This window comes from Kitasatospora sp. NPDC086801, assembly GCF_044745805.1.
Lineage (GTDB): Bacteria > Actinomycetota > Actinomycetes > Streptomycetales > Streptomycetaceae > Kitasatospora.
In genome coordinates this window covers 210,131-235,219 of sequence record NZ_JBIVAX010000007.1, presented here as the reverse complement: position 1 = coordinate 235,219, position 25,089 = coordinate 210,131, and the positions used below count along the sequence as shown (strand labels likewise).

Below are 25,089 nucleotides of genomic sequence, written 5' to 3'. Positions count from 1 at the left end.
CGGGGGCCGTCCGCCGAGGAGGGCCCGGCGGTGAACCGGAGGAGGGCCGATGGAGACGACGAGGCCACCGCTCGCGGAACTGGATCGACGAGGCCTCGCCGTGCTGGTCGAGACGCTGTGGCAACGGGGGTTCACCGTCATCGGGCCCACCGTGCGCGATGGCGCGATCGTCCTCGCCGAGCTGGCCTCGGCGGACGACCTGCCGCACGGCTGGGGGGTCGAGACCGAGGCCGGCCGGTACCGGTTGCACCGGCGCGACGACCGTGCGGCCTTCGCGCACTCCGCCGGACCGCAGTCCTGGAAGACCTTCCTGCACCCGCCCCGGGCCCGGCTCTGGCAGGCCGACCGGGCCGAGGACGGCACCGTCGTCGTCCGTGAGGAGGATGATCCGCCGCCGCGCTACGCCTTCCTCGGGGTGCGCCCCTGCGATCTGAGGGCGATCGCCGTCCAGGACCGGGTGCTGACCGGCGGCGCGTTTGCCGACCCCGTGTACGGGCCACGGCGCACCGGCGTGTTCATCGTCGTGGTCGAGTGCACCGAGCCCGGTGGGGTCTGCTTCTGCGCGTCGATGGGCACCGGCCCGGGCCTGCCGGACGGTTCGGCGTACGACCTGGCGCTCACCGAGACCGTGGAGTCCGACGGCCTCCGGTACCTGATCCGGGCGGGCAGCCCGGACGGCGAGGACCTGCTCGCCGAACTCCCCACCCGCCCCACCGACGGCGAGCGCGCCCGGACGGCCGTCGCCGACGCCGCCGGGCGGATGGGCCGGGAGATGGACGCCACCGACCTGCGCTCGCTGATGGCCGGCACGATGACCGCCGAACGCTGGGACCAGGTCGCCGACCGCTGCCTCACCTGTGGCAACTGCACCATGGTCTGTCCCACCTGCTTCTGCACCACCACCGAGGAGACCACGGACCTCACCGGCGACCACGCCGAGCGGTGGCGCCGGTGGGACTCCTGCTTCGACCTCGACTTCTCCTACCTGCACGGCACCGGTCCGGTCAGGTCCTCCGCCCGCAGCCGCTACCGGCAGTGGCTCACCCACAAGCTCGGCACCTGGTACGACCAGTTCGGCTCCTCCGGATGCGTCGGCTGCGGCCGCTGCATCGCCTGGTGCCCGGTCGGCATCGACATCACCGAGGAGGTCGCCGCCCTGCGCACGGAGGCCGCCCCCGCGGAGGGAACACCGTGACGCACGCCATGACTCCCGTCCCGTACCGGGTGGCAGCCCGACGCCGGGAGAGCGCCGACACGGTCACCCTCGACCTCGTCCCCGAGGCCGGCTCGCTGCGGCCGTTTCGGCCCGGGCAGTACGCGATGCTGTACGCCTTCGGCACCGGGGAGATCCCGCTCTCCGTCAGTGGCATCACCGGCGACACGCTCGGTCACACCGTCCGCGCGGTCGGAAAGGTCAGCGAGGCGCTGTGCCGGGCGAAGGCGGGTGACTGGATCGGGGCCCGCGGCCCCTACGGCACGGCCTGGCAGACCCCTCCCGCCGGGAGCGACGTGCTGATCGTCTCCGGCGGCATCGGACTCGCTCCGCTGCGTCCACTCATCGAGGAGGTCCTCGGCCGGGTGGACGAGTTCGGCACGGTCTCGGTGCTCGCCGGGTACCGCAACCCGGGCGAACAGCTGTTCCTCGAAGAGGTGCCGTTCTGGCGCTCCCGCGCGAACGTCCTGGCCACCGTGGACCACCCCGAGCCCGGCTGGCGCGGTGCCACCGGCCTCGTCACCGCCCTGCTGGACGAGGCCGACTTCCGTCCCGACCGCTGCGCCGCCTACCTGTGCGGCCCGGAGGTGATGATGCGCGCGACCGCCCGGGGGCTCATCCGCAGAGGCGTCCCCGCCGAGCGGATCCGGGTCTCGCTGGAGCGCAACATGCGCTGCGCCACCGGCTGGTGCGGCCACTGCCAGCTCGGCCCCGTCCTCGTCTGCCGGGACGGCCCGGTCCTCGGCTGGGACCACGCCGACGGCCTGCTGTCCACGCCCGAGCGGTGAGCGCCATGGGCACCCCGCGCCTGGCGGTCTGGAAGTTCTCCTCCTGCGACGGCTGCCAGCTCACCCTCCTCGACTGCGAGGACGAACTCCTCGCGCTCGCCGGGAAGATCGAGATCGGCTACTTCCTGGAGGCGTCCCGCCGTGAACTGCCGCCTCCCTACGACCTCTCCCTCGTCGAGGGCTCCATCGCCGCCCCCGCCGACCTGGAACGCATCCGCCGGGTGCGCGAGCAGTCCCGTTACCTGGTGACCATCGGCGCCTGTGCCACCGCCGGCGGCGTCCAGGCACTGCGCAACCTGGTGAGCCTGCCCGACTACCAGGCCGTCGTCTACGCCCACCCCGAGTACATCGACAGCCTCGACCACTCCACCCCGATCTCCGCCCACGTCCCGGTCGACCTGGAGCTGCGAGGCTGCCCGATCGACAAGCGGCAGCTCCTGGAGGTCATCACCGCCTACCTCGCCGACCGCAAACCCGACATCCCCACCCACAGCGTCTGCTTCGAGTGCAAGCTGCGCGGCACCACCTGCGTCACCGTCGCCCACGGCACCCCGTGCCTCGGCCCGGTCACCCAGGCCGGCTGCGGCGCGCTCTGCCCGGCCTACGGGCGCGGCTGCTACGGCTGCTTCGGCCCCATGGAGACGCCCAACACCCGCGCCATGCTGCCGCTGCTGCGCCGCGACGGGGTGACGGAGGCGGACGCCGCCCGGCTCTACCGCACCTTCAACGCCGAGGCCCCCGGCTTCGCGGAGGCCGCCCGGGCGGCGACGGAGGAGGACAGCGGATGACCCACGGTTCCCAACGGCTGCTCACCGTCGGCGCGTTGGCCCGCGTCGAGGGCGAGGGCGCGTTGCACGTCGCGGTTCGCGGGGACGAGGTGGAGGCCGTCCGGCTGGAGATCTACGAGCCTCCGCGCTACTTCGAGGCTCTGCTGCGCGGGCGCAGTTACACCGAGCCGCCCGACCTCACCTCCCGCATCTGCGGAATCTGCCCGGTGGCGTACCAGATGAGCGCCTGCCGCGCGGTCGAGGAGGCCTGCGGGGTCGTGGTGGACGGCCAGCTGGCCCAGCTGCGAAGGCTGTTGTACTGCGGCGAGTGGATCGAGAGCCACACGCTGCACATCTACCTGCTGCACGCCCCCGACTTCCTGCACCTGCCCGACGCCCTGGCGCTGGCCCGCGCCGACGCGGCGCTGCTCCAGCGCGGGCTGCGGCTGAAGAAGGCCGGCAACGAGATCGTCGAGATCCTCGGCGGGCGCGCGATCCATCCGGTCAACGTCCGGGTGGGCGGCTTCCACCGGCTTCCGACGCAGGCCGAACTCGACCACCTGGCAATGGTGTTGCGCCAGGCGCGGACGGACGCCGAGGACACCCTCGGCTGGGTGGCCGGGTTCGAGTTCCCGCCGCTGACAGTCCGGCACGAGCTGCTCGCCCTGACCGAGCCAGACGGCTACGCCATCGACTCCGGCACCCCCACCGCCGCCCTCTCCGGCACCTTCGCGCTGCGGGACTTCGAGCAGCGCGTCCGGGAACACCAGGTGCCGCACTCCACCGCCCTGCACGCCACCCTCGTCGGCCGGCCCCACCTCACCGGGCCGCTCGCCCGCTGGAACCTCGGCAGCGAGCGGCTGCCCGACGGCATCCGCACCCTGGCCGCCGAGGCCGGGCTCGGCCAGCACTGCGACAACCCCTTCCGCACCATCGTGATCAGGGCGGTCGAGGTGCTGTGGGCCGTCACCGAGGCCCAACGCGTCATCGAGCGGTACGAGCGCCCGCTCGCCCCGGCCGTGCCCGTCGCGCCGCGGGCGGGCACCGGGTACGGCGCCACCGAGGCCCCGCGCGGACTGCTCTACCACCGGTACGACCTGGACGACGCCGGCATCGTCCGGCGGGCCGTCATCGTCCCTCCGACCGCGCAGAACCAGAGCGCGATCGAGGCCGACCTGCGGGCCTTCATCCAGCCCCGGCTGCACCTCGACGACGCCGAGTTGACCCGTCAGTGCGAGCAGGCGATCCGCAACTACGACCCCTGCATCTCCTGCGCGGCGCACTTCCTCGCCCTCACCGTGGACCGGGGTTGAGGGAGTGGGCGGCCAGCGGATCGTCGTCATCGGCGTCGGCAACGAGTACCGCCACGACGACGGCGCCGCCGTGGCCGTCCTGGCCGAACTCGCGGCGGGAGGCCTCGCCGCCGACCGCCTCACCCTCTGCGACGGTGAGTCCACCCGACTCATGGAGCTGTGGGAGGGCGCCGACCTGGCGGTCGTGGTCGACGCGGTGCACGGCCACCCTGGCGAGCCGGGCCGGATCCACCGGGTCACCGTCGACGCCGACCACCTGCTCGCCGACCCCCTGGCGGACGACGAGGCGGCGGCCGGAACCCACGGCCTGGGCCTCGGCCACGGTGTCGCGCTGGCCGCCGCACTCGGCAGGCTGCCGCGCGAGCTGCTGATCGTCGCGGTGGAGGGCGTGGACTTCTCGATCGGCGAGGGCCTGAGCCCGGCTGTCGTCGACGCGGTGCCGCGCGTCGTCGCCGAGGTCCGCCGGGCGGTGGAAGGGCACCGGGCGGAGGCGTCATGACACCGAACCGCGGACGGTCGAGGCCTGCGGCTCGCGAGCAGCAGCCGCCCGCCGTCACCGAAACCGAGCGCACCCGATCGGGCGGGTGCCTCCCCGTGCCCGGTCGGCCCATCCGTCCGCCGTTCCTCTTCCCCTGGGGCGCCGTCGGCGTCCGGAGTACGGTGGAAGAGCCGCTGTCCGCGGCCTGCGGGTTCGGTCCGTGGTGCCCCGGCGACAGCGTCAGGCCGATCCAGGCGAGCCAAGGGCAGGTGTTCCGACATGACCGCAACCTCCGAGCCCGGCGGTGCCCGGGTGTCCCACCCGGAGCCGCCCGCGCGGCTCTCGCTGGTCCCCGAGGGCGTCGCCCCGGGGCGGCTGGGCGGGGCCTGGTGGCCCCGTTCCCACGACCTCCTTCGTGAACTCCCCCCGCTGGCGGCGACGCTGGCCCCGTCGTGGGGAGAGATCCTCCGCGTCACCGTGAACCCGGCGCACTGGCCGGTCATCCCCCGGCGCGTCCCGGTCACCGGCCATGTCATCCACGTCGGCTGGTTCGAACAGGAACAGGACGCGGAGGAGGTGGTGGTGTGCTCCTTCGTGCCCCGCCGACTGGACCTCCTGGTGATTCCCCCCGGGACCGAGGCCCAGACCGCCGAGTGGCTGATGACGGCGGCATGCGAACCGGCCAACACCCGCACCGCCACCGAACTCCTGGCCGCCGCGGGCACCCCGACGGAAGGCGCACGGACAGGCGGGTGACCACGGTCAGTGGCGGACGGCGCTCCGCTCCCGACCGGCCGCCCCCTCCCGTGACGTCCCGCGATCGGCTCCCGCTCCGGACCGCTCGGGGCGGCACGCGTTCGCACCGCACTCAACGCGGTAGGCCTCGACCGAGGGTGTGAGCAGGCGGCGCCGACCACGGAAGACCACTGTCGGAGGAACGGCCATGACAGCAGCCGAAAGTGCAGGGCAGCGCACCACGGCCTGGGTGGTGGAGCGCCCCGGCCCGATGTGCTCGTCCCCGCTGCGCCGGGTGCAGCGGATGCTGGAACCGCCCGGACCCCGGGAGTTGTTGATCGAGGTCGGGGCCTGTGGAGTGTGCCGCACCGACCTGCACCTGGCCGAGGGCGACCTTCCGCCGCACCGGCCCGCCTGCACACCGGGGCACGAGATCGTCGGCCGGGTGCTGAGCACGGGCCGGGAGGTGCGGGAGTTCTCTCCCGGCGACCGGGTCGGCGCGGCCTGGCTCGCGAGCACCTGCGGCGGCTGCCGGTACTGCCGGGCCGGCCGCGAGAACCTCTGCCCGAACTCCCGGTACACCGGCTGGGACGTCCAGGGCGGCTACGCCGGACACACCCTCGTGGACGCCGGGTACGCCTACCCGCTCCCCGAGGGGCCGCCCGACGAGGACCTCGCCCCGCTGCTGTGCGCCGGCATCATCGGCTACCGCGCCCTGGAACGCGCGCAGCTGCCGCCCGGCGGACGGTTGGGCATCTACGGCCTCGGCGCCTCCGGGCACCTCACCGCGCAGCTCGCGCTCGCCCGGGGCGCCACCGTGCACGTCCTCACCCGGGCCGCGAGCGCCCGGCGCCTGGCCCTGGAGCTGGGCGCGTCCTCCGTCGGCGACGCCTACGACACACCGCCCGAACCCCTCGACTCGGCGATCCTGTTCGCCCCGGTCGGCGACCTGGTGCCGGTCGCGCTCGCCGCGCTGGACCGCGGCGGCACGCTGGCGGTGGCCGGGATCCACCTCACCGACGTACCCGCCCTCGACTACCAGCGGCACCTCTTCCAGGAGCGCAGTCTGCGCAGCGTCACCGCCAACACCCGTGAGGACGGCCTCGCCTACCTCGCGGAAGTCGCCCGGCACCACCCGGCGGTGCACGTGCAGCGCTACCCCATGAACCGTGCCGACGCCGCGCTGGCCGACCTCGCGGCGGACCGGGTCACCGGAGCCGCCGTCCTCATCACGCAGTGAAGGCTCCGGCCCGGGGACTGGTAGGCCCGCAGGCCGAGGTGCCGCGTATTCAAGCGCGGTCGACATGACGGACACGAAGAGCCATGACTCGGGCGCCGCGAGGCTGGGGGCGACGACCGGAGTCGAGCGGCGGGGCCCTGCAGCGGTGTACCGGTGCCAGGCCGCTCAGTCCGCCGCCTCGGCGTCCGCCACGGCCCGCTTGACGGCGGCGAAGCTGTCCGGGGTGACGGAGATCGAGTCGATCCCGGCGCGGACCAGGAAGCGGGTGAAATCCGGGTCGTTGCTCGGGCGTTGGCCGCACAGGCCGACGTGGCGGCCGGCCGTGTGGGCGGCGGCGATCAGGGTCTCGATGCTGCGGGTGACGGCCGGGTTCCGCTCGTCGAACAGGTGGGCGAGCAGGCCGGAGTCGCGGTCGACGCCGAGGGTGAGCTGGGTGAGGTCGTTGCTGCCGATCGAGAAGCCGTCGAAGCGCTCGGCAAACTGCTCGGCGAGCAGGATGTTGGCCGGGATCTCCGCCATCACGTACACCCGCAGGCCGTTCGTGCCCCGGGCGAGCCCGTTGTCGGCCATCACCGCCAGGACCTCGTCGGCCTCCTGCGGGGTGCGGCAGAACGGGATCATCACCACGACGTTGGTGAGCCCGAGTTCGTCCCGGGCCCGGCGCAGCGCCCGGCACTCCAGGGCGAAGCCCTCGCGGTACCCGGGGGCGTAGTAGCGGCTCGCGCCGCGCCAGCCGATCATCGGGTTGGCCTCGACCGGCTCGAACGGTGCGCCGCCGACCAGCCGGGCGTACTCGTTGGTCTTGAAGTCGCTGGTGCGCACCACCACCGGGTCCGGCCAGCGGGAGGCCGCGATCCGGGCGACGCCGTGGGCGAGCCGGTCGACGAAGTAGTCGGTCCGGTCCGGGTAGCCGTACGTCAGCTCGTTGACCAGCCGCCGGTCCTCGGCGGAGAGCCGCTCGGGGTGGACCAGCGCCATCGGGTGGACGCGCACCTGGTGGGCGACCACGAACTCGGTACGGGCCAGGCCCACGCCGTCCGCCGGCAGCCGCCACCAGCGGAACGCGGCACCCGCGTCGGCGAGGTTGAGCATGACCTTCGTCCGGGTGGCCGGCAGCGAGCCGAGATCGGTGTCGGTCGCCTCGTACGCGACCAGTCCGGCGTACACGTGGCCGTCCGCGCCCTCGGCGCAGCAGACCGTCACCTCCTGTCCGTCCGCCAGCACGGCCGTCGCGGTCCCGGTGCCGACCACCGCCGGCACTCCCAGCTCGCGGCTGACGATCGCCGCGTGCGAGGTGCGGCCGCCGTGGTCGGTGACGATCGCGGAGGCCCGCTTCATCAACGGCTCCCAGTCCGGGTCGGTGATCTGCGTGACCAGGACCGCGCCCTGCGGGAACCGCTCCAGTCCGACCGGATCGGCCAGCGCGCACACCGGTCCCGCCCCGATGGCCTCGCCGACGGCGATGCCGTCCACCAGCCGCTCGCCCGTGCCGGTGAGCCGGAAGCGGCGCAGCACCTCGCCCCGGCGGCGGGACTGCACGGTCTCCGGACGGGCCTGGACGAGGAACAACTGCCCGCTGATCCCGTCCTTGGCCCATTCGAGGTCCATCGGGCAGCCGTAGTGCTCCTCCACGGCCATCGCCCACTCGGCGAGCGTGCGGATGTCACCGATGCCGAGCACCCGGGCCGCCCGCTCCCCGGGCTCGGTGTCGACGGTCCGGGTCGAGCCGTTCGCGGCGTACACGGCCTTGCGGCGCTTGGCCCCGAGCTGTACCTGGATCACCGGGTCGAGCCGGTGGTCCTTGAGCGTCGGCTTGAACACGGTGTACTCGTCCGGGTCCACCTGCCCGCTCACCACCGTCTCGCCCAGCCCCCAGGCCGCACTGACGATCACCACGCCGGGGAAGCCGGTCTCGGTGTCCAGGGTGAACGCCACGCCCGCGCCCGCGAGGTCGGAGCGCACCATCAGCTGGACGCCGACGGACAGGGCCAGCGCGAGCTGGTCGAAGCCCGTCCGCTCGCGGTAGTCGATCGCCCGGTCGGTGAACAGCGAGGCGTAGCAGCGCAGGCAGGCGGCGAGCAGGGCCTCCGTCCCGCGGACGTTGAGGAAGGTCTCCTGCTGGCCCGCGAAGCTCGCCTCCGGCAGGTCCTCGGCGGTGGCGCTGCTGCGCACGGCGACGTCGGGGTCCTGACGCCCGGCCTCACGGGCGAGCCGTTCGTACGCCTGCGCCACGTCCCGTTCCAGCGCCGGCGGCAGGGGCGTGGCCAGCACGGCAGAGCGGATCGCGCCGCCGACCTCGGGCAGCGGGGCGCCCTCGTGCAGGCGGTCGAGCTGCCCGGCGATCCGCTCGCGCAGGCCGCCGGTGTCCAGCAGCTCCCGGTAGGCGTCGGCGGTGGTCGCGAAGCCGTCCGGCACCCGGACGCCGGTGGGCCCCAGCCCGTTGATCAGCTCGCCGAGCGAGGCGTTCTTGCCGCCGACCAGGCCGACGTCCTCCCGGCCGAGGTCGCGGAAGGGGATGACACGGCGCATGGCTTCCTCCAGGCGCGCTGGCAGGGCGGCCGCACGGCGCCGGAGGCGCCGGGGGCTCCGTCCCTGTCACTGTCCGCCCTGCCCGGAGACGCGGGACAGTGCCGCAGGGGCTCGGGCTCGGGTCCGGTCGGCGGCCGGACCGGGGCCGTTCGACCCAGGGGCCGACCGTCCCGCCGCCTCGCCGGGATACCGTGCACCGTCACCGAGGGGCGATACGGGAGCCTGCCATGGGACGACCGGTCGAGAGCGGGCAGCCGCGACTACGGCGTCAGCTGGGCGTGTTCGACGCCGTGGTCGTCGGTCTGGGGTCGATGGTCGGCGCGGGGATCTTCGCCGCCTTGGCTCCGGCCGCCGGCGCGGCCGGCTCGGGCCTGCTGCTCGGGCTGGTGCTCGCGGCGGTGGTGGCGTACTGCAACGCGACCTCCTCGGCCCGGCTGGCCGCCCGGTACCCGCAGTCCGGCGGGACGTACGTCTACGGGCGCGAGCGGCTGGGAGAGTTCTGGGGCTACCTGGCCGGTTGGGGGGTTCGTGGTCGGCAAGACCGCGTCCTGTGCCGCGATGGCGCTGACGGTGGGCGGCTACGTGTGGCCCGGTCGGGCGCACGCGGTGGCGGTGGCCGCAGTGGTGGCGCTGACGGCGGTGAACTACGCCGGCGTGCAGAAGTCCGCGTGGCTGACCCGGGCGATCGTCGCGGTGGTGCTGGCGGTGCTCGCCGCCGTCGTGGTGGCCGCGCTGACCTCGGGCGGCGCGGAGGCGTCCCGGCTGGACGTCGGTGCGGACGCCACGGCGCACGGGATCCTCCAGGCGGCGGGCCTGCTGTTCTTCGCGTTCGCCGGCTACGCCCGGATCGCCACCCTCGGGGAGGAGGTCCGCGACCCGGCCCGCACCATCCCCCGGGCCGTCCCGGTGGCGCTGGGCACCGCGCTCGCCGTCTACGCCCTGGTCGCCGTCGCGGTCCTCGCGGTGCTCGGGCCCGAACGCCTGGCCGCGGCCGCTGCGCCGCTGGACGAGGCCGTCCGAGTGGCGGGCGCCGGTTGGCTGGCCCCGGTGGTGCGGGCGGGGGCGGCCGTGGCCGCGCTCGGCTCGCTGCTCGCCCTGATCCTCGGAGTCTCCCGCACGACGCTCGCGATGGCCCGCGACCGGCACCTCCCACACGCGCTGGCGGCGGTCCACCCCCGGTTCCAGGTGCCGCACCGCGCCGAGCTCGCGGTCGCCGCCGTCGTCGCGGTGGTGGCGGCGACCGCGGATGTGCGCGGGGCGATCGGGTTCTCCTCCTTCGGGGTGCTGGCCTACTACGCCGTCGCGAACGCCTCGGCGTGGACGCTGACCAGGGCAGAGGGCCGCCCGCCGAGGCTGGTTCCCGCAGTCGGCCTGGCGGGCTGTCTGGTGCTGGCGTTCGCCCTGCCCCTGTCCGCGGTGCTCTCGGGAGCCACCGTCCTGGCGGCCGGCGCCGTCGCCTACGCGGTGCGCCGGGGTGTCTCCTCGTAGGCCACGGTCGCCGTGCGGCCCCGCGGCCGGGGTCGTACGGCCCTATGGGCGGGCGCGAGGGCGAGCGAGCCTGGCCGTGGGGGGCGGCACGTGGAGAGCGGGGCGGGGCCTGCCAGGCCCGGCCTGCACGCTCATGTGCCGGTACCTACCGCTACGGCCGGATCACGGAGGCCCAGCCATGACCGAACCAGTCATCGTCGGTGTGGACAGCTCCGGACGGAGCCTGCGCGCCCTGGTGTGGGCCGCCCACGAGGCGGCCCTGCGCGGGGCCCGACTGCGCGTCGTCCATGTGCTGCCCACCTGGGAGCACGACATCCCGTTCCACCCGCCCGGCATGTGGCTCAACGTCCGTGACCGGGGCGCCGACATCGTCGCCGAGGCCGCGGCGATCGCGACGGAGAGCCAACCCGGCCTCGACGTGTCACCGGAGCTGATCATCGGACGTCCGGCGACCGTGTTCATCGACGCGGCCGAGCACGCGAGCGCGGTCGTGCTCGGCGCCCGGGGAGAGGGCGGGCTGCGCAACGTGCTGCTCGGCTCGGTCAGCCTCCAGGTGGTCGGGCACGCGGCCGCCCCGGTCGTCGTGGTCGGCTACGTGAACAGCGGGCACGACCGGATCCTGGTCGGTACCGACGGCTCCGCGGGCTCCACGGCGGCGCTCGGCTACGCCTTCGAGGAGGCGTCCCTGCGCAAGGCCGTGCTGTACGTCCTGCGGTCCTGGGGCATGCCGGCGACCGCGGAGGCCGGCGCCGCGGCGGCGGACCCCGGGGAGGTCACCGCGCGGCTCCGGCGTGAGATGGGTGAACAGCTCGTCGGCCTGCGGGCCCGCCACCCGGACGTCACGGTCCAGGAGGAACTGGTCCGCTCCGGGCCGAGCGCCGCGCTGATCCGCGCCTCCGAGCGGGCCGACCTCGCCGTGGTCGGCTCCCGTGGCAAGGGTGGTTTCCACGGACTCGCCATGGGCTCCGTCAGCCACGCGCTGCTGCAGTACGCGATGTGCCCGGTGGCGGTGGTCCGACCGGTGGGCGGGGCGGACGCGGCCTGACCGGCATCACGCGCCGGGCCGGCCCTCCGGGCGTCGGCCCGGCCCGGGACGCGACGAACGTGGTCGGCCCGGATCCTGTCGCGTCCCGGCCGGTACCGGCGGGGGCCGCTGCCGGCGCCGGGCGGGTTCAGTACCGGGGCGAGGGAACGGTCACGACCGGGCAGTGCGCGCGGTGCAGCAGGCCGTGCGGGACGGAGCCGAGCCGCATCCCGGTGAAGCCGCCGTGCCCCCGGCGGCCGACGACGACGACGGCGAGGGCGTGTTCGGCGGCCTCGGCCAGCTTCTCGACCGGGTGGCCGCGCATCAGCTCGTGGGTCGTGGCGACGTCGGGGTGGAGCTCGCGCCGGCCGGCGGTGGTCTCGAAGAGCATCCGGCGCAGGATCCGTTCGGTGTCGCGTTCGTCGAGGTTGACGACCGGCGGGCGCTGCCACACCCAGACGATGCGCAGCGCCGCACGCCGTTCGGCGGCGAGGTCGAAGGCGAAGTCCACGGCGGTCGCCGAGGACGGGCTGCCGTCCACACCGACCACGACGTAGGGCGGGTCCTGGGTGACGTGCTCGGGATCGCGGACGACCACCGCCGGGCAGTGGGCCTGCGCGCTCACCGGGACGGCCACCGAGTAGACGCTCAGCACCTCCGCGGCCCGGCGCAGCCGACGGGATCCGAGCACGACCAGAGTGGCGTGGGCGGACTCGCGGCACAGCGCCGGGGCGGGGACGTCCTCGACCACGGCGGTGGTCACCGCCAGCCCGGGGTGCCGCTCCCGGGCCACCGCGCAGGCCCCGTCGAGCGCCTCGTCGGCCCGCTGGCGCAGGGCCGTGTGGTACCGGCCCTCGTCGAAGGCGCGGAACTCGCGGAACGGCGACGGTACGGCGTGCACCAGCCGCAGCGGCAGGCCTCGGCGGTCGGCCTCGTCGGCGGCCCAGGCGGCAGTCATCGGGCCGGTGTCGAGCGCGTCGACGCCGAGGACGACGGGATCGCGCTGGGGCCGTCGGAACGCACGGGTGTCATGGCTCCTCCTCGGGCCCGGTGACCGGACCCCGACTCCGACCCTAGGCAGGCCCGAGGCCCCACCCGCGACTCCCCGGCCGGCCCCTCGGCCCGTCAGTCGGCGAAGAGGTGCGGGTTGGGCGGTACGGGCGCGGCGGCCCCGTGCTCGTTGCGGAAGTGGTGGATCCGGGCGTCCGGGCCGGGGAAGTACTCCGTCACCCGGTCGCTGTCGGACCAGTGCACGTCGTACGGCGGGCTGCCGTCCGGGTGGTGCAGGCCGACGATCTCGCTGTCCCTCCTGGTGGCTCCGGGCCGGGTGCCCTGGACGATGATGCGGTCTCCCACGGCGGCTTTCATGCCGTCCTCCCAGGGTCGGTACGTTGGACGGGCCGACCGTCCGTACCTCCATGGCACCACTGCGGGTGGGGTGGTGCAGGGGCCGGACGGTCCCGGGCCGGGGCCCGCCGGCCCAAGCGGCCGGTGCCCGACCTACGGTGTGCTGGGCGAGCGCAGGCGCGGCGGACGGCCCGCACCCCACGGAGGCGAACGAGATGAACGGCACCGACCGGACGACGGGTGAGCGGCGGATCGTCGTCGGCGTGGACGGCTCGCGCCCGTCCCGAGCAGCGCTGCGCTGGGCTCTGGGGGAGGCCCGGCTGACCGGTGCCGTCGTGGAGGCGGTGACCAGCTGGGATGAGCCGGGCGTCTACGGACGGGGCATCACGGTGTCCCCGGAGGAGTCCGACGCCGTCGCCGGGGCGGAGCTCGCCGAGCTGGTGACGCGGGAGACGGTCCGGGCCCCGGGGGCCGCCGTGCGGCAGCGGGTGGAGCACGGCAGCGCCGGCGAGGTCCTGGTGAAGCTCTCCGAGGGGGCCGCACTCCTGGTGGTCGGCAGCCGGGGCCTCGGCGGCTTCGTCGGCGCGCTGCTCGGCTCGGTCGCCCGGTACTGCGTCCGGCACGCCCACTGCCCCGTGGTCCTCGTCCGTGGCGACTTCGCGGCCGGCCCGGTCGGGGGCGGGCGACCCGCAGCGAGGGGCCCCTCGGGCCAGTCACCAGGGCCGTCAGGCCCTCGGGAGACAGAGGCGGGTTCGGCAGACTGACCTACGACAGCACCTGCCACCCCGGCAGGGAGGAGGCGCGTCATGTCCGTCGCAGCCACCACGCACAGGCATCCGGCCTCGCGCACGTCCCTGCGCCAGCACGTCCGCCGGGCCGCCGGCCGGGACGGCAATCCGCTCTGCCGCCCGGTGGACCGGGCGTACAGCCGTCTGGTCGCGGGGCTGGCGTTGACGATGCTCGCCACGTTCGTGGTGGCTTCGGTGGCGGCGCTCCTGGTGTTCGGCGCCGAGACGCACACCGCGCAGCAGGTGGCCCGACACCGGCACGTCGTCACCGCCGTCACCACCGGCGCGGCCCGGTCGGACGATCTGCGGGCGGGAAACCCGCAGGCGCACGCTCCGGCCCGCTGGACGTACCCGGTCGGGCCGGGTGGCGGGGTCGTCCCGGTGCCGGAGGGCACGGTCGCCGGGACGGCCGTTGCGACCGGGCTGAACGACGCCGGGAACCCGGTCGGCGCGCCCAAGGCGGCCACGGAAATCCTGTCGGATGCCGCCCTGGCGGGCCTGGGCACGGTCTTCGTGCTCGGGCTGGCGGCGGAGGGCGGCTTCGCGCTGCGCCGCCACACGCTGGACCGGCGGGCGGAGGAGGACTGGGAGCCCGCCTGGGAGCAGGTCGAGCCGCTCTGGTCCGGGCGGAAGTGAGGGAGCGGTGCCGGGTGGCGGACCGGTGTCAGAGGTGGAAGCGGCGGGTCTCGCCCGGCCGGACCGTCGTCTGCGTGCCGCGCAGGCGGATCAGGACCGGCTCCTGGCGGTCCTCGCGCAGGCTCACCGTGACCGAGCGCCGGTCGACGGCGATCGTGAGGCCCCAGTGGCCCCGGTAGCGCAGGTCGAGGTCCAGCCGGCCGAGGGCGGACGGCAGGTGCGGGTCGAGCCAGAGAGCGTCCTCGCGGACCTCCAGACCGGTGTAGCAGCGCTGTAGCAGGTCGACCGCGCCCGCCATCGCGCCCAGGTGGACGCCCTCGGCCGTGGTGCCGCGCTGGCTGTCCCGCAGGTCGGCCGCCAGGGTGTCGCGGAAGTACCGCCAGGAGGCGCGGCGGTCGGATCGGGTGAGCACCCAGGCGTGCACCACGGAGCTGAGCGTCGAACCGTGGACGGTGCGCCGCAGGTAGTAGTCGGTGGTGCGGCGGAGCAGTTCGTGGCCGGCGGGGTAGCCCAGGTGCCGCAGCAGGTCGCGGACCTCGCGGGCGGAGAACAGGTACCAGAGCATCAGGGTGTCGGCCTGTTTGGACGCCTTGTAGCGGTTGACCGTGTCGCCCTCGGCCTCCAGGACGCGGTCGAGGCGGCGCAGGTCGGGGTAGCGGCGCCGGTAGGCCGCCCAGTCGAGCTCGGCGAGCCGCTGGTAGCCGTCGAACTGGCTGAGGACGCCTTCGTGGAACGGGACGTGGAGGTGGCGGCCGACCTCCTGCCAGCGGTCCAGCTCCAGGGCGTCGAGCGAGAGGCGCTCCAGCAGTTCCTCGCGCCGGTAGCCGGGCAGGACGTCCAGGGCGTCCTGGGCCCGGGCCAGCACCCAGGAGGCCAGCACGTTGGTGTAGGCGTTGTCGTCCAGACCGGGCCGGTCGGCCCCCGGGTAGGCGTCGTGGTACTCGTCGGGGCCGAGCACACCGCGGACCGACCAGCGCCCGCGCCCCTGGTCGTAGACGGCGGCGGAGGACCAGAACCGGGCGATCTCCAGCAGCGTCTCGGCACCCGCCGAGGCGAGGAAGTCCCGGTCCCCGGTGGCCTGGTAGTACTGCCACACGTTGTAGGCGACCGCGGAGCCGACGTGCCGCTGGAGGTGGCTGTGGTCGGGCAGCCAGCGGCCGGACAGCGGGTTCAGGTGCAGCTGCTGGGATTCCTCGCGGCCGTCGCTGGCGCTCTGCCACGGGTACATCGCCCCGCGCAGGCCGATCCGGCGGGCCTCCTGGCGGGCGGCGTCCAGACGGCGGTGGCGGTAGCGGAGCACGGCGCGGGCGAGTTCGGGCAAGCGCAGGTTGAGCAGCCGCAGGACGAACAGCTCGTCCCAGAAGACGTGTCCCCGGTACGCCTCGCCGTGCAGCCCGCGGGCCGGGACGCCGACGTCCAGGTCGATCGAGTGCTCGGAGTAGGTCTGGAGCAGGTGGAACAGGTTCAGGTGCAGCGGACCGGTGCCGTCGAAGTCCGCCTCGATCCGGCATCGGCGCCACAACTCCGCCCATCGCACGGTGTGTTCGGCCAGCAGGTCGTCGAAGCCCCCGGCCTCGGCGGCGAGCAGCCGACAGGCGTGCAGCGGGGTCTCGATCGCCCGGTCGCGGGAGGTGTGCAGGGCCACGGTCTTCTCCACCGTCACCGGCCGGCCGAGCCGGGCCCGCACGGTGAGGAGGTGGGCCGTCCAGCCGTCACGGCACTCGCCGGTCACCGTGGCCCGTCGCGCCCTGGTCCGGGCGCACAGGGCGATCCGAAGGGGCGAGCCGGCCGCGGCGGCCTCCAGCCAGAGCAGCCCGTCGCCGTCCACGCCCTGGCCGGCCGTGACGAGGTGTTGCTCGGCCAGCCCCCGGTAGCGGGCGACGCCGGTGTTGGCGACGGCGCCGTCCAGCGCCGAGCGGACTTCCAGCGCACCCGTCCAGTTCTCCGGCGTGAACGTGCTCTCCAGAGCGAGCAGGTGCGGCCGGGCCTGGCTGGCGAGGCGGCGCTGGACCAGCCGGGTCCGTCGGCCCTGGCCGTCGACCACGAGGGCGGTGCGGGTCAGCAGGCCCCGGCGCAGGTCCAGCTCGACGGTCTGTTCGGCGGGCGGACCGGCGAACCAGTCGCCGCCGACCGGGCGGAAGGTCAGCGGCAGCCAGTTCGGGCAGTTGACCAGGTCCTCGTTGGTCACCACCCGCCCCGCGACCGTCGACTCCGCCCGGTCGTAGCAGCCCGCCAGGTACGTCCCCGGGTAGTGCACCCCGTCCGCGAACGCTTCCGGCGCGGCACCCCGGCTGACCACGTAGCCGTTGCCGACCGCGCACAGCGCCTCCCGTAGCCCCTCCTCGGCCGGGTCGAAGCCCCGGTAGCGGAGGGTCCAGGGGTCGGGCATGACGGGGTACCCCGCCGGTGTGTGCGTTGCCACGACGAGACCTCCGTTGCCGACCGGCCTGACCCCAGTCTGAGCAACGCCCGACCGGCCCGCCCCTCGGACGGTGCGCGGCCGGGCAGCCGGGCAGCCGGGCAGCCGGGCCGCCGGGCCGCCGGTCGGCCGGGCGGGCGGGGCCGGTCGGCCCTCCCGTGGCCGTGGCCGGGCGTGGAGGCTGGAGGAGACCGATCGGCGAGGGCCGAGGAGACGCGCCATGTCCACCGTTCATCCGCCGCGCAGCACCGCCGAGGCGCTGCTGGCCGACGGCACCACCGTCGGGATCCGCCCACTCGGCCCGCGGGACCACCAGGCGGTGCTCGACCTGCACACCACCGGGATGTCCGAGGAGAGCCGTCGGATGCGGTTCTTCGGGGTCAGCCGCAACGCGCCGGGGCAGGCCGCCGACCGGCTGTGCGGGCCGCCGCGCCCCGGCCTGCTGGCGCTGGGGGCCTGGATGGGGGAGGAACTGCTCGGCGAGGCCGACTGCGAACCGCTGGACGACCCGCCGGAGACGGCGGAACTGGCGCTCGCGGTGGCCGACCACTGGCACGGCCGAGGCGTCGCCACCCTGCTCCTGGAGCACCTCGTGCACGCCGCCCGGGCGGCCGGCATCCGTGCTTTCGAAGCCGACACCCTGTTCGGCAACCGCGCGGTGCACAAGGTCTTCGCCGACCTCGGCCTGCCCGTCCAGCGTCGCTTCGCGCACGGCGAGGTCAGGCTCCGGGTCCCGCTGGAGGAGACGGACGAGCGCTACCGCGCCGCGGTCGACGAACGCGGGCGCCGGGCCGACCTGGCGAGCCTGGCGGCGCTGCTGCGCCCGGCCTCGGTCGCGGTGGTCGGGGCGTCCCGCCGGGAGGGGTCGGTCGGGCGGACCGTCCTCGGGAAGATCCGGCAGGGCGGCTTCACCGGGCCGGTCTGGGCGGTCAACCCGCACGCGGACGAGGTCGGCGGCGAGCGCGCGTACCCGTCCGTCGGCGCGCTGCCCGCCGTGCCGGACCTCGCCGTGCTGGCCGTGCCCGCCGCCGCGGTCCCAGGGGTGGCCGAGGAGTGCGGCGCCGTCGGGGTCCGGGCGCTGGTGGTGCTCACCTCCGGGCTCGGGCCGCAGGAGGCCCGGCGGCTGATGCGCGCCTGCCGCCGCCACAGCATCCGCCTGGTCGGGCCGAACAGCCTGGGCATGGCCCAGACCGAACCCGCGATCCGGCTGGACGCCGAGTTCGGCGGCGCCTTCCCCCGGCCGGGCAGCGCCGGGGTGGCCGTCCAGAGCGGTGGGGTGGGGATCGCGCTGCTCTCGCGGCTGGCCTGGCTGGGCATCGGGGTGTCGAGCTTCGTCTCGCTCGGCGACAAGTACGACGTCAGCGGCAACGACCTGCTCCAGTGGTGGGAGGCGGACGGCCGGACCGATCTGGCGCTGCTCCACCTGGAGTCCTTCGGCAGCCCGCGCGCCTTCGCCCGTACCGCCCGCCGCGTGACCCGGACCATCCCGGTGCTCACCGTCGACGCCGGACGCTCGACGGCCGGCCGCCGGGGCGCCGCCTCGCACACCGCGGCCGCCGCCACCCCCACCGTGACCCGGGAGGCGCTGTTCCGGCAGGCGGGCATCACGGCCACCCGGAGCATCGAGGAACTCGTCGAGGCCGCCGCCCTGTTGCACGCCCAGCCGCTGCCCGCTCCGCGCAGCGCGGTCGCCGTGGTGTCCAACGCCGGCGGCATCGGCATCCTGGCCGCCGACGCCTGCGTCGAGGCGGGCCTGGAACTGCCGGAACTCCCTGTGGAACTGGGGGATCTGCTTCCGCCCGGCGCCTCCGTCCGTAACCCGGTGGACACCACAGCGGCGGTGCGTCCGACCGAACTCGCCCTCTTCCTACGCGCGTTGGAGCGCGAGGAGGCCGTCGACGCGATCCTGGTGTGCCTGGCCCCGACGGCGCTGTGCGCCACCCCCGCGCAGGAACCGGTGCGCGCCCTGCTGGAGGCCCCGGCCCGGCGACGCGTCCCGATCGCCGCCGTGCTGCTCGACCAGCAGGTGCCCGTGCGCTACCGCGGCTGCGCCGACGGCGGCATGCTGCCGGCCTACTCCGACACCCTCGCCGCCGCCCGCGCCCTCGCGCACGCCCGGGACCGCGCCCGGTGGCTCGCCGAAGCCCCCTCCGTGCCCGCCGAAGCCCCGGACTGCGACCGGCGCACCGCCCGCAGCCTGGTCGACGGCTACCTCACCACCCACCCCGAGGGCGGCTGGCTCGACCCGCTGACCACCGCCGATCTGCTGGAGGCCTACGGGCTGCCGCTGACCACCACGGTCTGGGCCCGCGACGAACACGCGGCCTCCGTCGCCGCCACCGGTCTGCGCCGGCTCGGGCACGAGGGGAAGGCGGCCATGAAGGCGTACTGGCCCGGCCAGGTGCACAAGAGCGCGCTGGGCGCCGTCCGCACCGGCCTGGCCACCGATGCCGAAGTGCGCTGTGCCTACCGCGAGTTCACCCAGAAGTTCGGTCCTCAGCTGGCCGGGGCGGTGGTCCAGCCGATGGCGGCGCCCGGGGTGGAACTGCTCGCCGGCGTGGTCCAGGACCGGGTCTTCGGCCCGCTCGTCGTCCTCGGGGCGGGCGGCACCGCCGCCGACGTCCTGGCCGACCGGGTGGCCCGGCTCGCCCCGCTCAGCGAACGCGACCTGACCACCATGGTCACCGAACTCCACAGCGCACCGCTGCTGTCGGGCGGCGCCGGCGCGCCCCCGGTGGACCTCGCCGCCGTGCGGTCCGTGCTCGCCCGGCTGTCCCGGCTGGCCGACGACCTCCCGGAACTCGTCGAGGCCGACCTCAACCCCGTCATCGCCCGGCCCGACGGCGCGCTCTGCGTGGACGCCCGGGTCCGCCTCGAACCGAGGCCGTCCTTCGACCCCTACCTGCGGCGGCTGCGTCGGCCGGCAGCCACCGAGGGGGAGTGGGCACCGTGAAGCACAGCATCCTCGACGGCACGTCGGCCGACACCTTCCCGGCCTCAGGTTCCGCACGACCGCCCGGCAGGACCCGGGTCGGCGACTGCATGAGCCGCCCCGGCGTCGCCGTCACCCCGGGCACCGACTTCGCCACCGTCGCCGCCGTGCTGAGCGCCTCGCGGCGCGGCATCGTGCCCGTGGTGACGGCGGACGGCACCGTCACCGGCGTGGTCGCCGTGTCCGACCTCCTCGCCGCCTACGCCGAGGAGGACCGCGAGGGCGAACTGCTCGCCCGCGACCTGATGGCCTCCCCCGGCGTCACCGTCACGGACGACACCGGCATCGTCGAGGCGGTGGCCCTGCTGGCCGGGCGCTCGCTGCACCACCTGCCCGTCGTGGACGGCGACGGCCGGCTGGTCGGGCTGCTGTCCTCGCACGACCTGCTGGACGCCCTGCGTCGCGTCGACGAGGAGATCAGGGCCGAGGCCCTCGAACTCGCCCTCACCCCCGGCAGCGGCGTCGCCCCGAGTTCGCTGCACGTCCGCTGCGAACGCGGCCGGGTCGCGGTGACCGGCCGCACCCGCACCCGCAGCGACGCGGCGGCGCTCTGCCTCCAGATCGCCCGCATCGAGGGACTCACCGGCCTCGCCGACCACCTCGCCTGGGACCTCGACGACGGCGTTCCGCCGGTCGGTTGACCGCACCCCGGCTCACGACGGAAGGCTCGCAAGGGAAGGCTCACAACGGAACGACCGCCACCGGGCACTGGGCGTGCTGGATCACCGCCTGGCTGGTGGAGCCGAGCCGGCCGAGCGGACCGTTCGGCCGGCCGTGGCGGCCCACCACGACCAGCCGCTGGTCGGCCGACGCCGCCACCAGTTCCTTCGCGGCCCCCGACCGCACGACCGACGTGGTGACGGCGACGTCCGGGAACCGCTCGCGCCAGCCCGCCAGCACCTCGGCGAGCAGCCGCTCGTGCTCCGCCGCGATGTGTCCCTCCTCGTAGACCGGTGGGACCTCGTGGCCCGGGCCGAGCAGCGGGGGGTAGCTCCAGGCATGGAGCACGGCCAGGGGGAGGGACTGCCGTAGGGCGGCCTCGAAGGCGTAGGCGAGCACCGGGCCCTCCGCTTCCCTGCCCTCGACCCCGACCGCCACGCCGCCCTCGGTCACCGGCTCGTGGTGCACCACCACGATCGGACACGGCGCGTGGGCGGCCGCGTACAGGCTGGTCGAGCCCACGAGCAGTTCGGGGAAGCCTCCCGAGCCCCGGTCGCCGACCACGAGCAGCTCCGCGCCCGCCGCGGCCCCGACCAGGGTCTCGCGCGGCGGACCGTCGACGAGCTCGGCCGCGACGGTGAGCCCCGGGTGGCGGGCGGCGACCCGGGCCCACTCCGCGTCGAGGCGCTGGGCCTCGGCCGGCCCGGTGCCGCCGTACCTGGCGTGGACCAGCCGCAGGTCCGCCCGTCGGCGGAAGGCCTCGTCGACCGCCCAGTCGACCGCGGCCCGGCTCCGGGTCGACGGGTCCACGCCCACCACGACGAATCGGTTCATCGACGGCACCTCCGCACCGTGTCGATCGGCCCCGTCCCTCAGGCTATGTCGCTCACCGGATCAGCACCCGTTCGCCCGAGCGCGGCACCACGGCGGTCCAGCCGAGCTCGCGGTCGATCCGGTCGCGCAGCTCCTCCGAGCCCTCCGGCTCGCCGTGGACGAGGTAGACCGTGCTGGGCGGCGGCGCGGGACGCAGCCACTCGATGATCTCGGCGGCGTCGGCGTGCGCGGAGAAGGCGGGGACGTTGACGACCTCCGCGCGCACCGGGACGTAGGTGCCGTACATCTTCAGCGCTCGGGCGCCGTCCACCAGGTCCCGGGCCCGGGTGCCCTCGGCGGCGTAGCCGACCACCACGACGGTGTTGCGGGTGTCGGGCAGCAGCCGGCTCAGGTGGTGCACGACCCGGCCGCCGGTGGCCATGCCGGAGGCGGAGACGATGACCGCGGGGCCGTGCGCGCGGTCCAGGGCGAGCGATTCCTGGAGCGAGCGGACCAGGGTGAAGGGCTCCGGGTCCAGGGCGGCCGGGCCCTCGGCGAGGACGTCGGGGCGCAGCTGGTCGGAGCCGGCCGCGAAGGCGTCCCGGTAGATCTGCAGGGTGGCGAGGGCCATCGGGCTGTCCACGTAGACCGGCACGGCAGTCGGCAGCCGGCGGGCCCGGCGCAGTTCGGCGAGCTGGTGCAGCACGACCTCGGTGCGGTCGACCGCGAAGGACGGGATGACGACGGTGCCGCCCCGGGCCAGGGTGCGCTCCAAGGCCTGGGCGAACCACTCGCGGGCGGCCGTCTCGTCGTGCTGCCGGTGGCCGTACGTGGACTCCATCAGCAGGACGTCGGCGCCGGTGAACGGCTCGGGCGGGCGCAGCAGCGGGTGGACGGGGCGGCCGAGGTCGCCGCTGGCGGCGATGGTGTGGCCGTCCTCCAGGGTGAGGTGGGCCCAGGAGGAGCCGAGGATGTGCCCGGCTCGGTGCAGCCGCAGCACGATGCCGGCGGTGATCTCGACGTCGGTGTCCAGCGGGACGGGGTCGAACATCCGCAGCGCGTTCTCGACGTCCTCGTCGTCGTAGAGCGGCTGGGCCGGGCGGTGCTTGGACCAGCCGTGCTCGTTGGCGTGGTCGGCCTCCTCGCGCAGCAGGTGGGCGCTGTCGCGCAGGATCAGCTCGGCGATCCGGGCGGTGTCGGGGGTGGTCAGCACCGGCCCGCGGAAGCCGTCGCGGACGAGCCGGGGCAGGTAGCCGCAGTGGTCCAGGTGGGCGTGGGTGAGCACCACGGCCCGCACGTCGGCCGCGTCCAGGGGCAGCGGGCGCCGGTTGCGGCGGCGCAGTTCGGCCAGGCCCTGGAAGAGGCCGCAGTCGATCATCAGGCGGGCGTGGTCGGTCTCGACCAGGAACTTGCTGCCGGTGACGGTGCCCACGCCGCCGAGGAAGGTCAGCAGGCCCGGTCGGGGCCGCGGTCGGGGTCCGCCGCTCTCCGTCGTCATGGCCGCCTCCAGCGGGACTCGGGGTTTCCATCGTCGCGCCGTCCGGCCGTGCTGTCCTGGGCCGGATCGGACCAGGTGACAGGGACCGTCCGGCCCTGTCCGGCGGCGTGGGGCGGGCGGACAGTGAAGGCGGGACCACCGGAGGAGGAGTGAGGATGATGCAGCACCGCAGCGTCAACGAGGTGATGACCCATGAGGTCGTCACCGCCCGGCCCGACACACCGTTCAAGGAGGTCGCGGCGCTGTTCCACCGCAACGACATCACCGCGATACCGGTGATCGACGACCAGAGGCGGCCGCTCGGCATGGTGTCCGAGGCGGACCTGATCCGCAAGGAGGCCGTGCTGCCGGATCCGGAGGGCCGCTTCCCGGGCCGCTGGCTGGACGCCGAGGACCGAGCCCGTGCCGAGGCGGAGACCGCCGGTGGGCTGATGACCAGCCCTGCGGTCACGGCCCGCCCCGGCTGGTCGGTGCCCGAGGCCGCCCGTGCCATGGACAGGCACAGGGTCAAGCGCCTGGCGGTCGTCGACGAGATCGGCCGCCTGGTCGGCATCGTCAGTCGCCGGGACCTGCTGGAGGTGTTCCTGCGCCACGACGCGGCCATCCTGGAGGAGATCCACCACGACGTGCTCGGCCGGACCCTGTGGCTGGCTCCCGGTGACGTCCAGGTGGCGGTGCACGACGGTGTGGTCACGCTGACGGGCAGGCTCCCGCGCCGCAGCCTGGTCCCGATCACCGAGCAGCTGTGCCGCGCCGTGGACGGCGTGGTCGCCGTCCACGCCACGCTCGACTGGACCGAGGACGACACCGGTCAGCAGTTCGAACACCCTCGCGCCTACCGCGCAGCACCGTAGGAGGCTGTCGTGACCCGCACACCGAGCACCGTCGCCGACGTGATGACCCACGGGGTGGTCGCCGTCGGCCGCGACGCGGACTTCCGTGAGGTCGCCGAGACGCTGCAGCGCTGGCAGGTCAGTGCGGTTCCCGTGCTGGCCGGGGACGGCCGGGTGGTCGGGGTGGTCTCCGAGGCCGACCTGCTCACCGCCCGGGACCGTGACGGCGAGCGCGCCGACGCGCTGACGGCGGGGCGGATGATGTCCGTCCCGGCGGTCACCGTGCACCCCGGCAGCCCGCTCAACGAGGCCGGCCGGGCGATGGCCCGCGGCCACCTCAAGCGGCTGCCGGTGGTCGACGAGGAGGACTACCTGGTCGGCATCGTCAGCCGGGGCGACCTGCTGAAGGTCTACCTCGACGATGACCGCGAACTCGCCGACCGGGTCCGCTTCGAACTGGTCGCCACCCTCGGGCCGGCCGCTGCGGCGGACACCGACGTCCGCTCCGAGAACGGCCTGGTCACCCTGACCGGCGGCCTGCCCGCCCCCGTCACCGCCCCCGTCCTGGAACGGCTGGTGCGCTCCGTACCCGGCGTGGTCGGCGTCGAACTCAGGCTCGCCACGCCCGCCTGAACGGGGGTGCGGCGGTGGCCCCGGTTCCCTCCGCCCCCCACGGGCCGCCGCCGCGCGGGGTGGTGATCGGCCCCGGTGCGCGGAGTGGACCGGCGGCGCAGAATCGGTGGTGTCACCCTCCGCGCACCCAGGGAGCAGGCCATGGACACGCCCCAGCCCGTACGGGTGTTCCTGCTGGACGACCACGAGGTCGTCCGGCGCGGTGTCCGCGACCTCCTGGAAGCCGAGCCCGACATCGAGGTCGTCGGCGAGGCGGGCACCTGCGCGCAGGCTCTCGCCCGGGTGCCGGCGCTTCGCCCGGACGTCGCCGTCCTCGACGTCCGCCTGCCGGACGGCGACGGCGTCACCGTCTGCCGAGAGCTCCGCGACCGGATGCCCGACCTGGTCTGCCTGATGCTGACCTCCTTCGACGACGACGACGCCCTGCTCGACGCGATCATGGCCGGAGCGGCCGGCTACGTCCTGAAGCAGGTCAAGGGCGCCGACCTGGTCGGCGCGGTGCGTACGGTCGCCTCGGGCCAGTCCATGCTCGACCCCGCCACCACCCACAAGCTGATGGAGAGCCTGCGTCACCACGAGGAGAGCGGGACCGACGCCGCCCTCGCCGGGCTCACGCCCCGCGAACGGGAGATCCTCGCCCTCGTCGGCGAGGGCAAGACCAACCGCCAGATCGGCCAGGAGCTCTACCTGGCCGAGAAGACCGTGAAGAACCACGTCTCGCGCCTGCTCGCCAAACTGGGCGTCGAGCGCCGCCTCCAGGCCGCCGTCCTAGCCGCCCACGCAGAGCCCGAGCAACACCACCAGCGCCCGTACTGAGCCCCGGTGCCCGGGTGGGCCCGCGGATTGAGCCGAACGGCCCAAGCGCCGCCCCGGGGCCCGGCCGCACGGTGGAGGT

The 25,089-nt window shown here is 74.9% G+C and carries 21 protein-coding genes and 1 pseudogene; 16 read left to right on the top strand and 6 right to left on the bottom strand.

From position 1 onward, the window contains the following. Window positions 1–49 precede the first annotated feature (49 nt). The 7 genes from ACIPLC_RS12085 to ACIPLC_RS12055 all read left to right on the top strand — a co-directional run bounded on the left by ACIPLC_RS12085 (window position 50) and on the right by ACIPLC_RS12055 (window position 6,534). Complete coding sequence (locus tag ACIPLC_RS12085; protein WP_400472849.1) at window positions 50–1,195, top strand: 4Fe-4S dicluster domain-containing protein; 1,146 nt, start codon at window positions 50–52, stop codon at window positions 1,193–1,195. An 8-nt stretch (window positions 1,196–1,203) separates the two neighbouring features. Then, the gene (locus tag ACIPLC_RS12080) at window positions 1,204–2,001 is read left to right on the top strand and encodes an FAD/NAD(P)-binding protein (protein WP_400472871.1); all 798 of its coding nucleotides are present in this window, start codon (window positions 1,204–1,206) and stop codon (window positions 1,999–2,001) included. Window positions 2,002–2,006: 5 nt separating this feature from the next. Continuing rightward, on the top strand, window positions 2,007–2,789 hold the full coding sequence (locus tag ACIPLC_RS12075) for an oxidoreductase (protein WP_400327643.1): 783 nt from the start codon (window positions 2,007–2,009) through the stop codon (window positions 2,787–2,789). Beyond that, window positions 2,786–4,081, top strand: a complete 1,296-nt coding sequence (locus tag ACIPLC_RS12070) for a Ni/Fe hydrogenase subunit alpha (RefSeq protein ID WP_400472848.1) — start codon at window positions 2,786–2,788, stop codon at window positions 4,079–4,081. The genes ACIPLC_RS12075 and ACIPLC_RS12070 overlap by 4 nt, the downstream gene beginning before the upstream one ends. Window positions 4,082–4,085: 4 nt before the next feature. Continuing rightward, window positions 4,086–4,580, top strand: a complete 495-nt coding sequence (locus tag ACIPLC_RS12065; RefSeq protein ID WP_363623445.1) for a hydrogenase maturation protease — start codon at window positions 4,086–4,088, stop codon at window positions 4,578–4,580. A gap of 258 nt (window positions 4,581–4,838) precedes the next feature. Further along, on the top strand, window positions 4,839–5,315 hold the full coding sequence (locus ACIPLC_RS12060; protein ID WP_400472847.1) for a DUF5994 family protein: 477 nt from the start codon (window positions 4,839–4,841) through the stop codon (window positions 5,313–5,315). A 187-nt stretch (window positions 5,316–5,502) separates the two neighbouring features. After that, window positions 5,503–6,534, top strand: a complete 1,032-nt coding sequence (locus ACIPLC_RS12055; RefSeq protein WP_400472846.1) for a zinc-dependent alcohol dehydrogenase family protein — start codon at window positions 5,503–5,505, stop codon at window positions 6,532–6,534. Between the two features lie 165 nt (window positions 6,535–6,699). Here the strand turns inward: ACIPLC_RS12055 and ppsA are convergent, their stop codons facing one another. After that, the gene (gene ppsA / locus ACIPLC_RS12050) at window positions 6,700–9,063 is read right to left on the bottom strand and encodes a phosphoenolpyruvate synthase (RefSeq protein ID WP_400472845.1); all 2,364 of its coding nucleotides are present in this window, start codon (window positions 9,061–9,063) and stop codon (window positions 6,700–6,702) included. 227 nt (window positions 9,064–9,290) lie between these two features. Here ppsA and ACIPLC_RS12045 point away from each other — a divergent pair. Together ACIPLC_RS12045 and ACIPLC_RS12040 are read left to right on the top strand one after the other, a co-directional pair. Further along, a pseudogene (locus ACIPLC_RS12045) lies at window positions 9,291–10,551 on the top strand (APC family permease). Between the two features lie 178 nt (window positions 10,552–10,729). Beyond that, entirely contained in the window at window positions 10,730–11,596 is an 867-nt protein-coding gene (locus tag ACIPLC_RS12040) for a universal stress protein (protein WP_400472844.1), read from the top strand. 127 nt (window positions 11,597–11,723) lie between these two features. Here ACIPLC_RS12040 and ACIPLC_RS12035 read toward each other — a convergent pair whose 3' ends face one another. Both ACIPLC_RS12035 and ACIPLC_RS12030 read right to left on the bottom strand, forming a co-directional pair. Continuing rightward, on the bottom strand, window positions 11,724–12,656 hold the full coding sequence (locus tag ACIPLC_RS12035) for a universal stress protein (protein ID WP_400472870.1): 933 nt from the start codon (window positions 12,654–12,656) through the stop codon (window positions 11,724–11,726). Window positions 12,657–12,700: 44 nt separating this feature from the next. Then, on the bottom strand, window positions 12,701–12,943 hold the full coding sequence (locus ACIPLC_RS12030) for a DUF1918 domain-containing protein (RefSeq protein ID WP_400472869.1): 243 nt from the start codon (window positions 12,941–12,943) through the stop codon (window positions 12,701–12,703). Between the two features lie 194 nt (window positions 12,944–13,137). Between ACIPLC_RS12030 and ACIPLC_RS12025 the strand changes: the two genes are divergently transcribed. Then, window positions 13,138–13,686: a universal stress protein gene (locus tag ACIPLC_RS12025; protein WP_363623461.1), complete on the top strand. Its 549-nt coding sequence runs from the start codon at window positions 13,138–13,140 to the stop codon at window positions 13,684–13,686. Between the two features lie 42 nt (window positions 13,687–13,728). Then, a complete protein-coding gene (locus ACIPLC_RS12020) occupies window positions 13,729–14,346 on the top strand; it encodes a hypothetical protein (protein WP_400472843.1) in 618 nt (205 codons plus the stop codon). 28 nt (window positions 14,347–14,374) lie between these two features. Here ACIPLC_RS12020 and ACIPLC_RS12015 read toward each other — a convergent pair whose 3' ends face one another. Then, a complete protein-coding gene (locus ACIPLC_RS12015) occupies window positions 14,375–16,735 on the bottom strand; it encodes a glycoside hydrolase family 65 protein (protein WP_400472842.1) in 2,361 nt (786 codons plus the stop codon). Between the two features lie 250 nt (window positions 16,736–16,985). On the opposite strand from ACIPLC_RS12015, the gene ACIPLC_RS12010 reads away from it, so the two are divergent. Both ACIPLC_RS12010 and ACIPLC_RS12005 read left to right on the top strand, forming a co-directional pair. Continuing rightward, window positions 16,986–19,718: a GNAT family N-acetyltransferase gene (locus tag ACIPLC_RS12010; protein WP_400472841.1), complete on the top strand. Its 2,733-nt coding sequence runs from the start codon at window positions 16,986–16,988 to the stop codon at window positions 19,716–19,718. Further along, entirely contained in the window at window positions 19,715–20,398 is a 684-nt protein-coding gene (locus ACIPLC_RS12005) for an HPP family protein (RefSeq protein ID WP_400472840.1), read from the top strand. The genes ACIPLC_RS12010 and ACIPLC_RS12005 overlap by 4 nt, the downstream gene beginning before the upstream one ends. A gap of 40 nt (window positions 20,399–20,438) precedes the next feature. Here the strand turns inward: ACIPLC_RS12005 and ACIPLC_RS12000 are convergent, their stop codons facing one another. Next, window positions 20,439–21,251, bottom strand: a complete 813-nt coding sequence (locus ACIPLC_RS12000; protein WP_400472839.1) for a universal stress protein — start codon at window positions 21,249–21,251, stop codon at window positions 20,439–20,441. A 52-nt stretch (window positions 21,252–21,303) separates the two neighbouring features. Then, a complete protein-coding gene (locus ACIPLC_RS11995; protein WP_400472838.1) occupies window positions 21,304–22,728 on the bottom strand; it encodes an MBL fold metallo-hydrolase RNA specificity domain-containing protein in 1,425 nt (474 codons plus the stop codon). A 158-nt stretch (window positions 22,729–22,886) separates the two neighbouring features. Here ACIPLC_RS11995 and ACIPLC_RS11990 point away from each other — a divergent pair, with 158 nt between their 5' ends. The 3 genes from ACIPLC_RS11990 (at window position 22,887) to ACIPLC_RS11980 (ending at window position 25,010) form a co-directional block, all read left to right on the top strand. Next, window positions 22,887–23,582 carry a CBS domain-containing protein gene (locus ACIPLC_RS11990; protein ID WP_400472868.1) on the top strand — a complete coding sequence of 232 codons (696 nt, stop codon included), beginning with the start codon at window positions 22,887–22,889 and terminating at the stop codon, window positions 23,580–23,582. 9 nt (window positions 23,583–23,591) lie between these two features. Then, a complete protein-coding gene (locus ACIPLC_RS11985; protein WP_400472837.1) occupies window positions 23,592–24,194 on the top strand; it encodes a CBS domain-containing protein in 603 nt (200 codons plus the stop codon). Between the two features lie 141 nt (window positions 24,195–24,335). Continuing rightward, window positions 24,336–25,010, top strand: coding sequence for a response regulator (locus ACIPLC_RS11980; protein WP_400472836.1), 675 nt, complete (start codon window positions 24,336–24,338; stop codon window positions 25,008–25,010). Window positions 25,011–25,089: the final 79 nt, after the last annotated feature.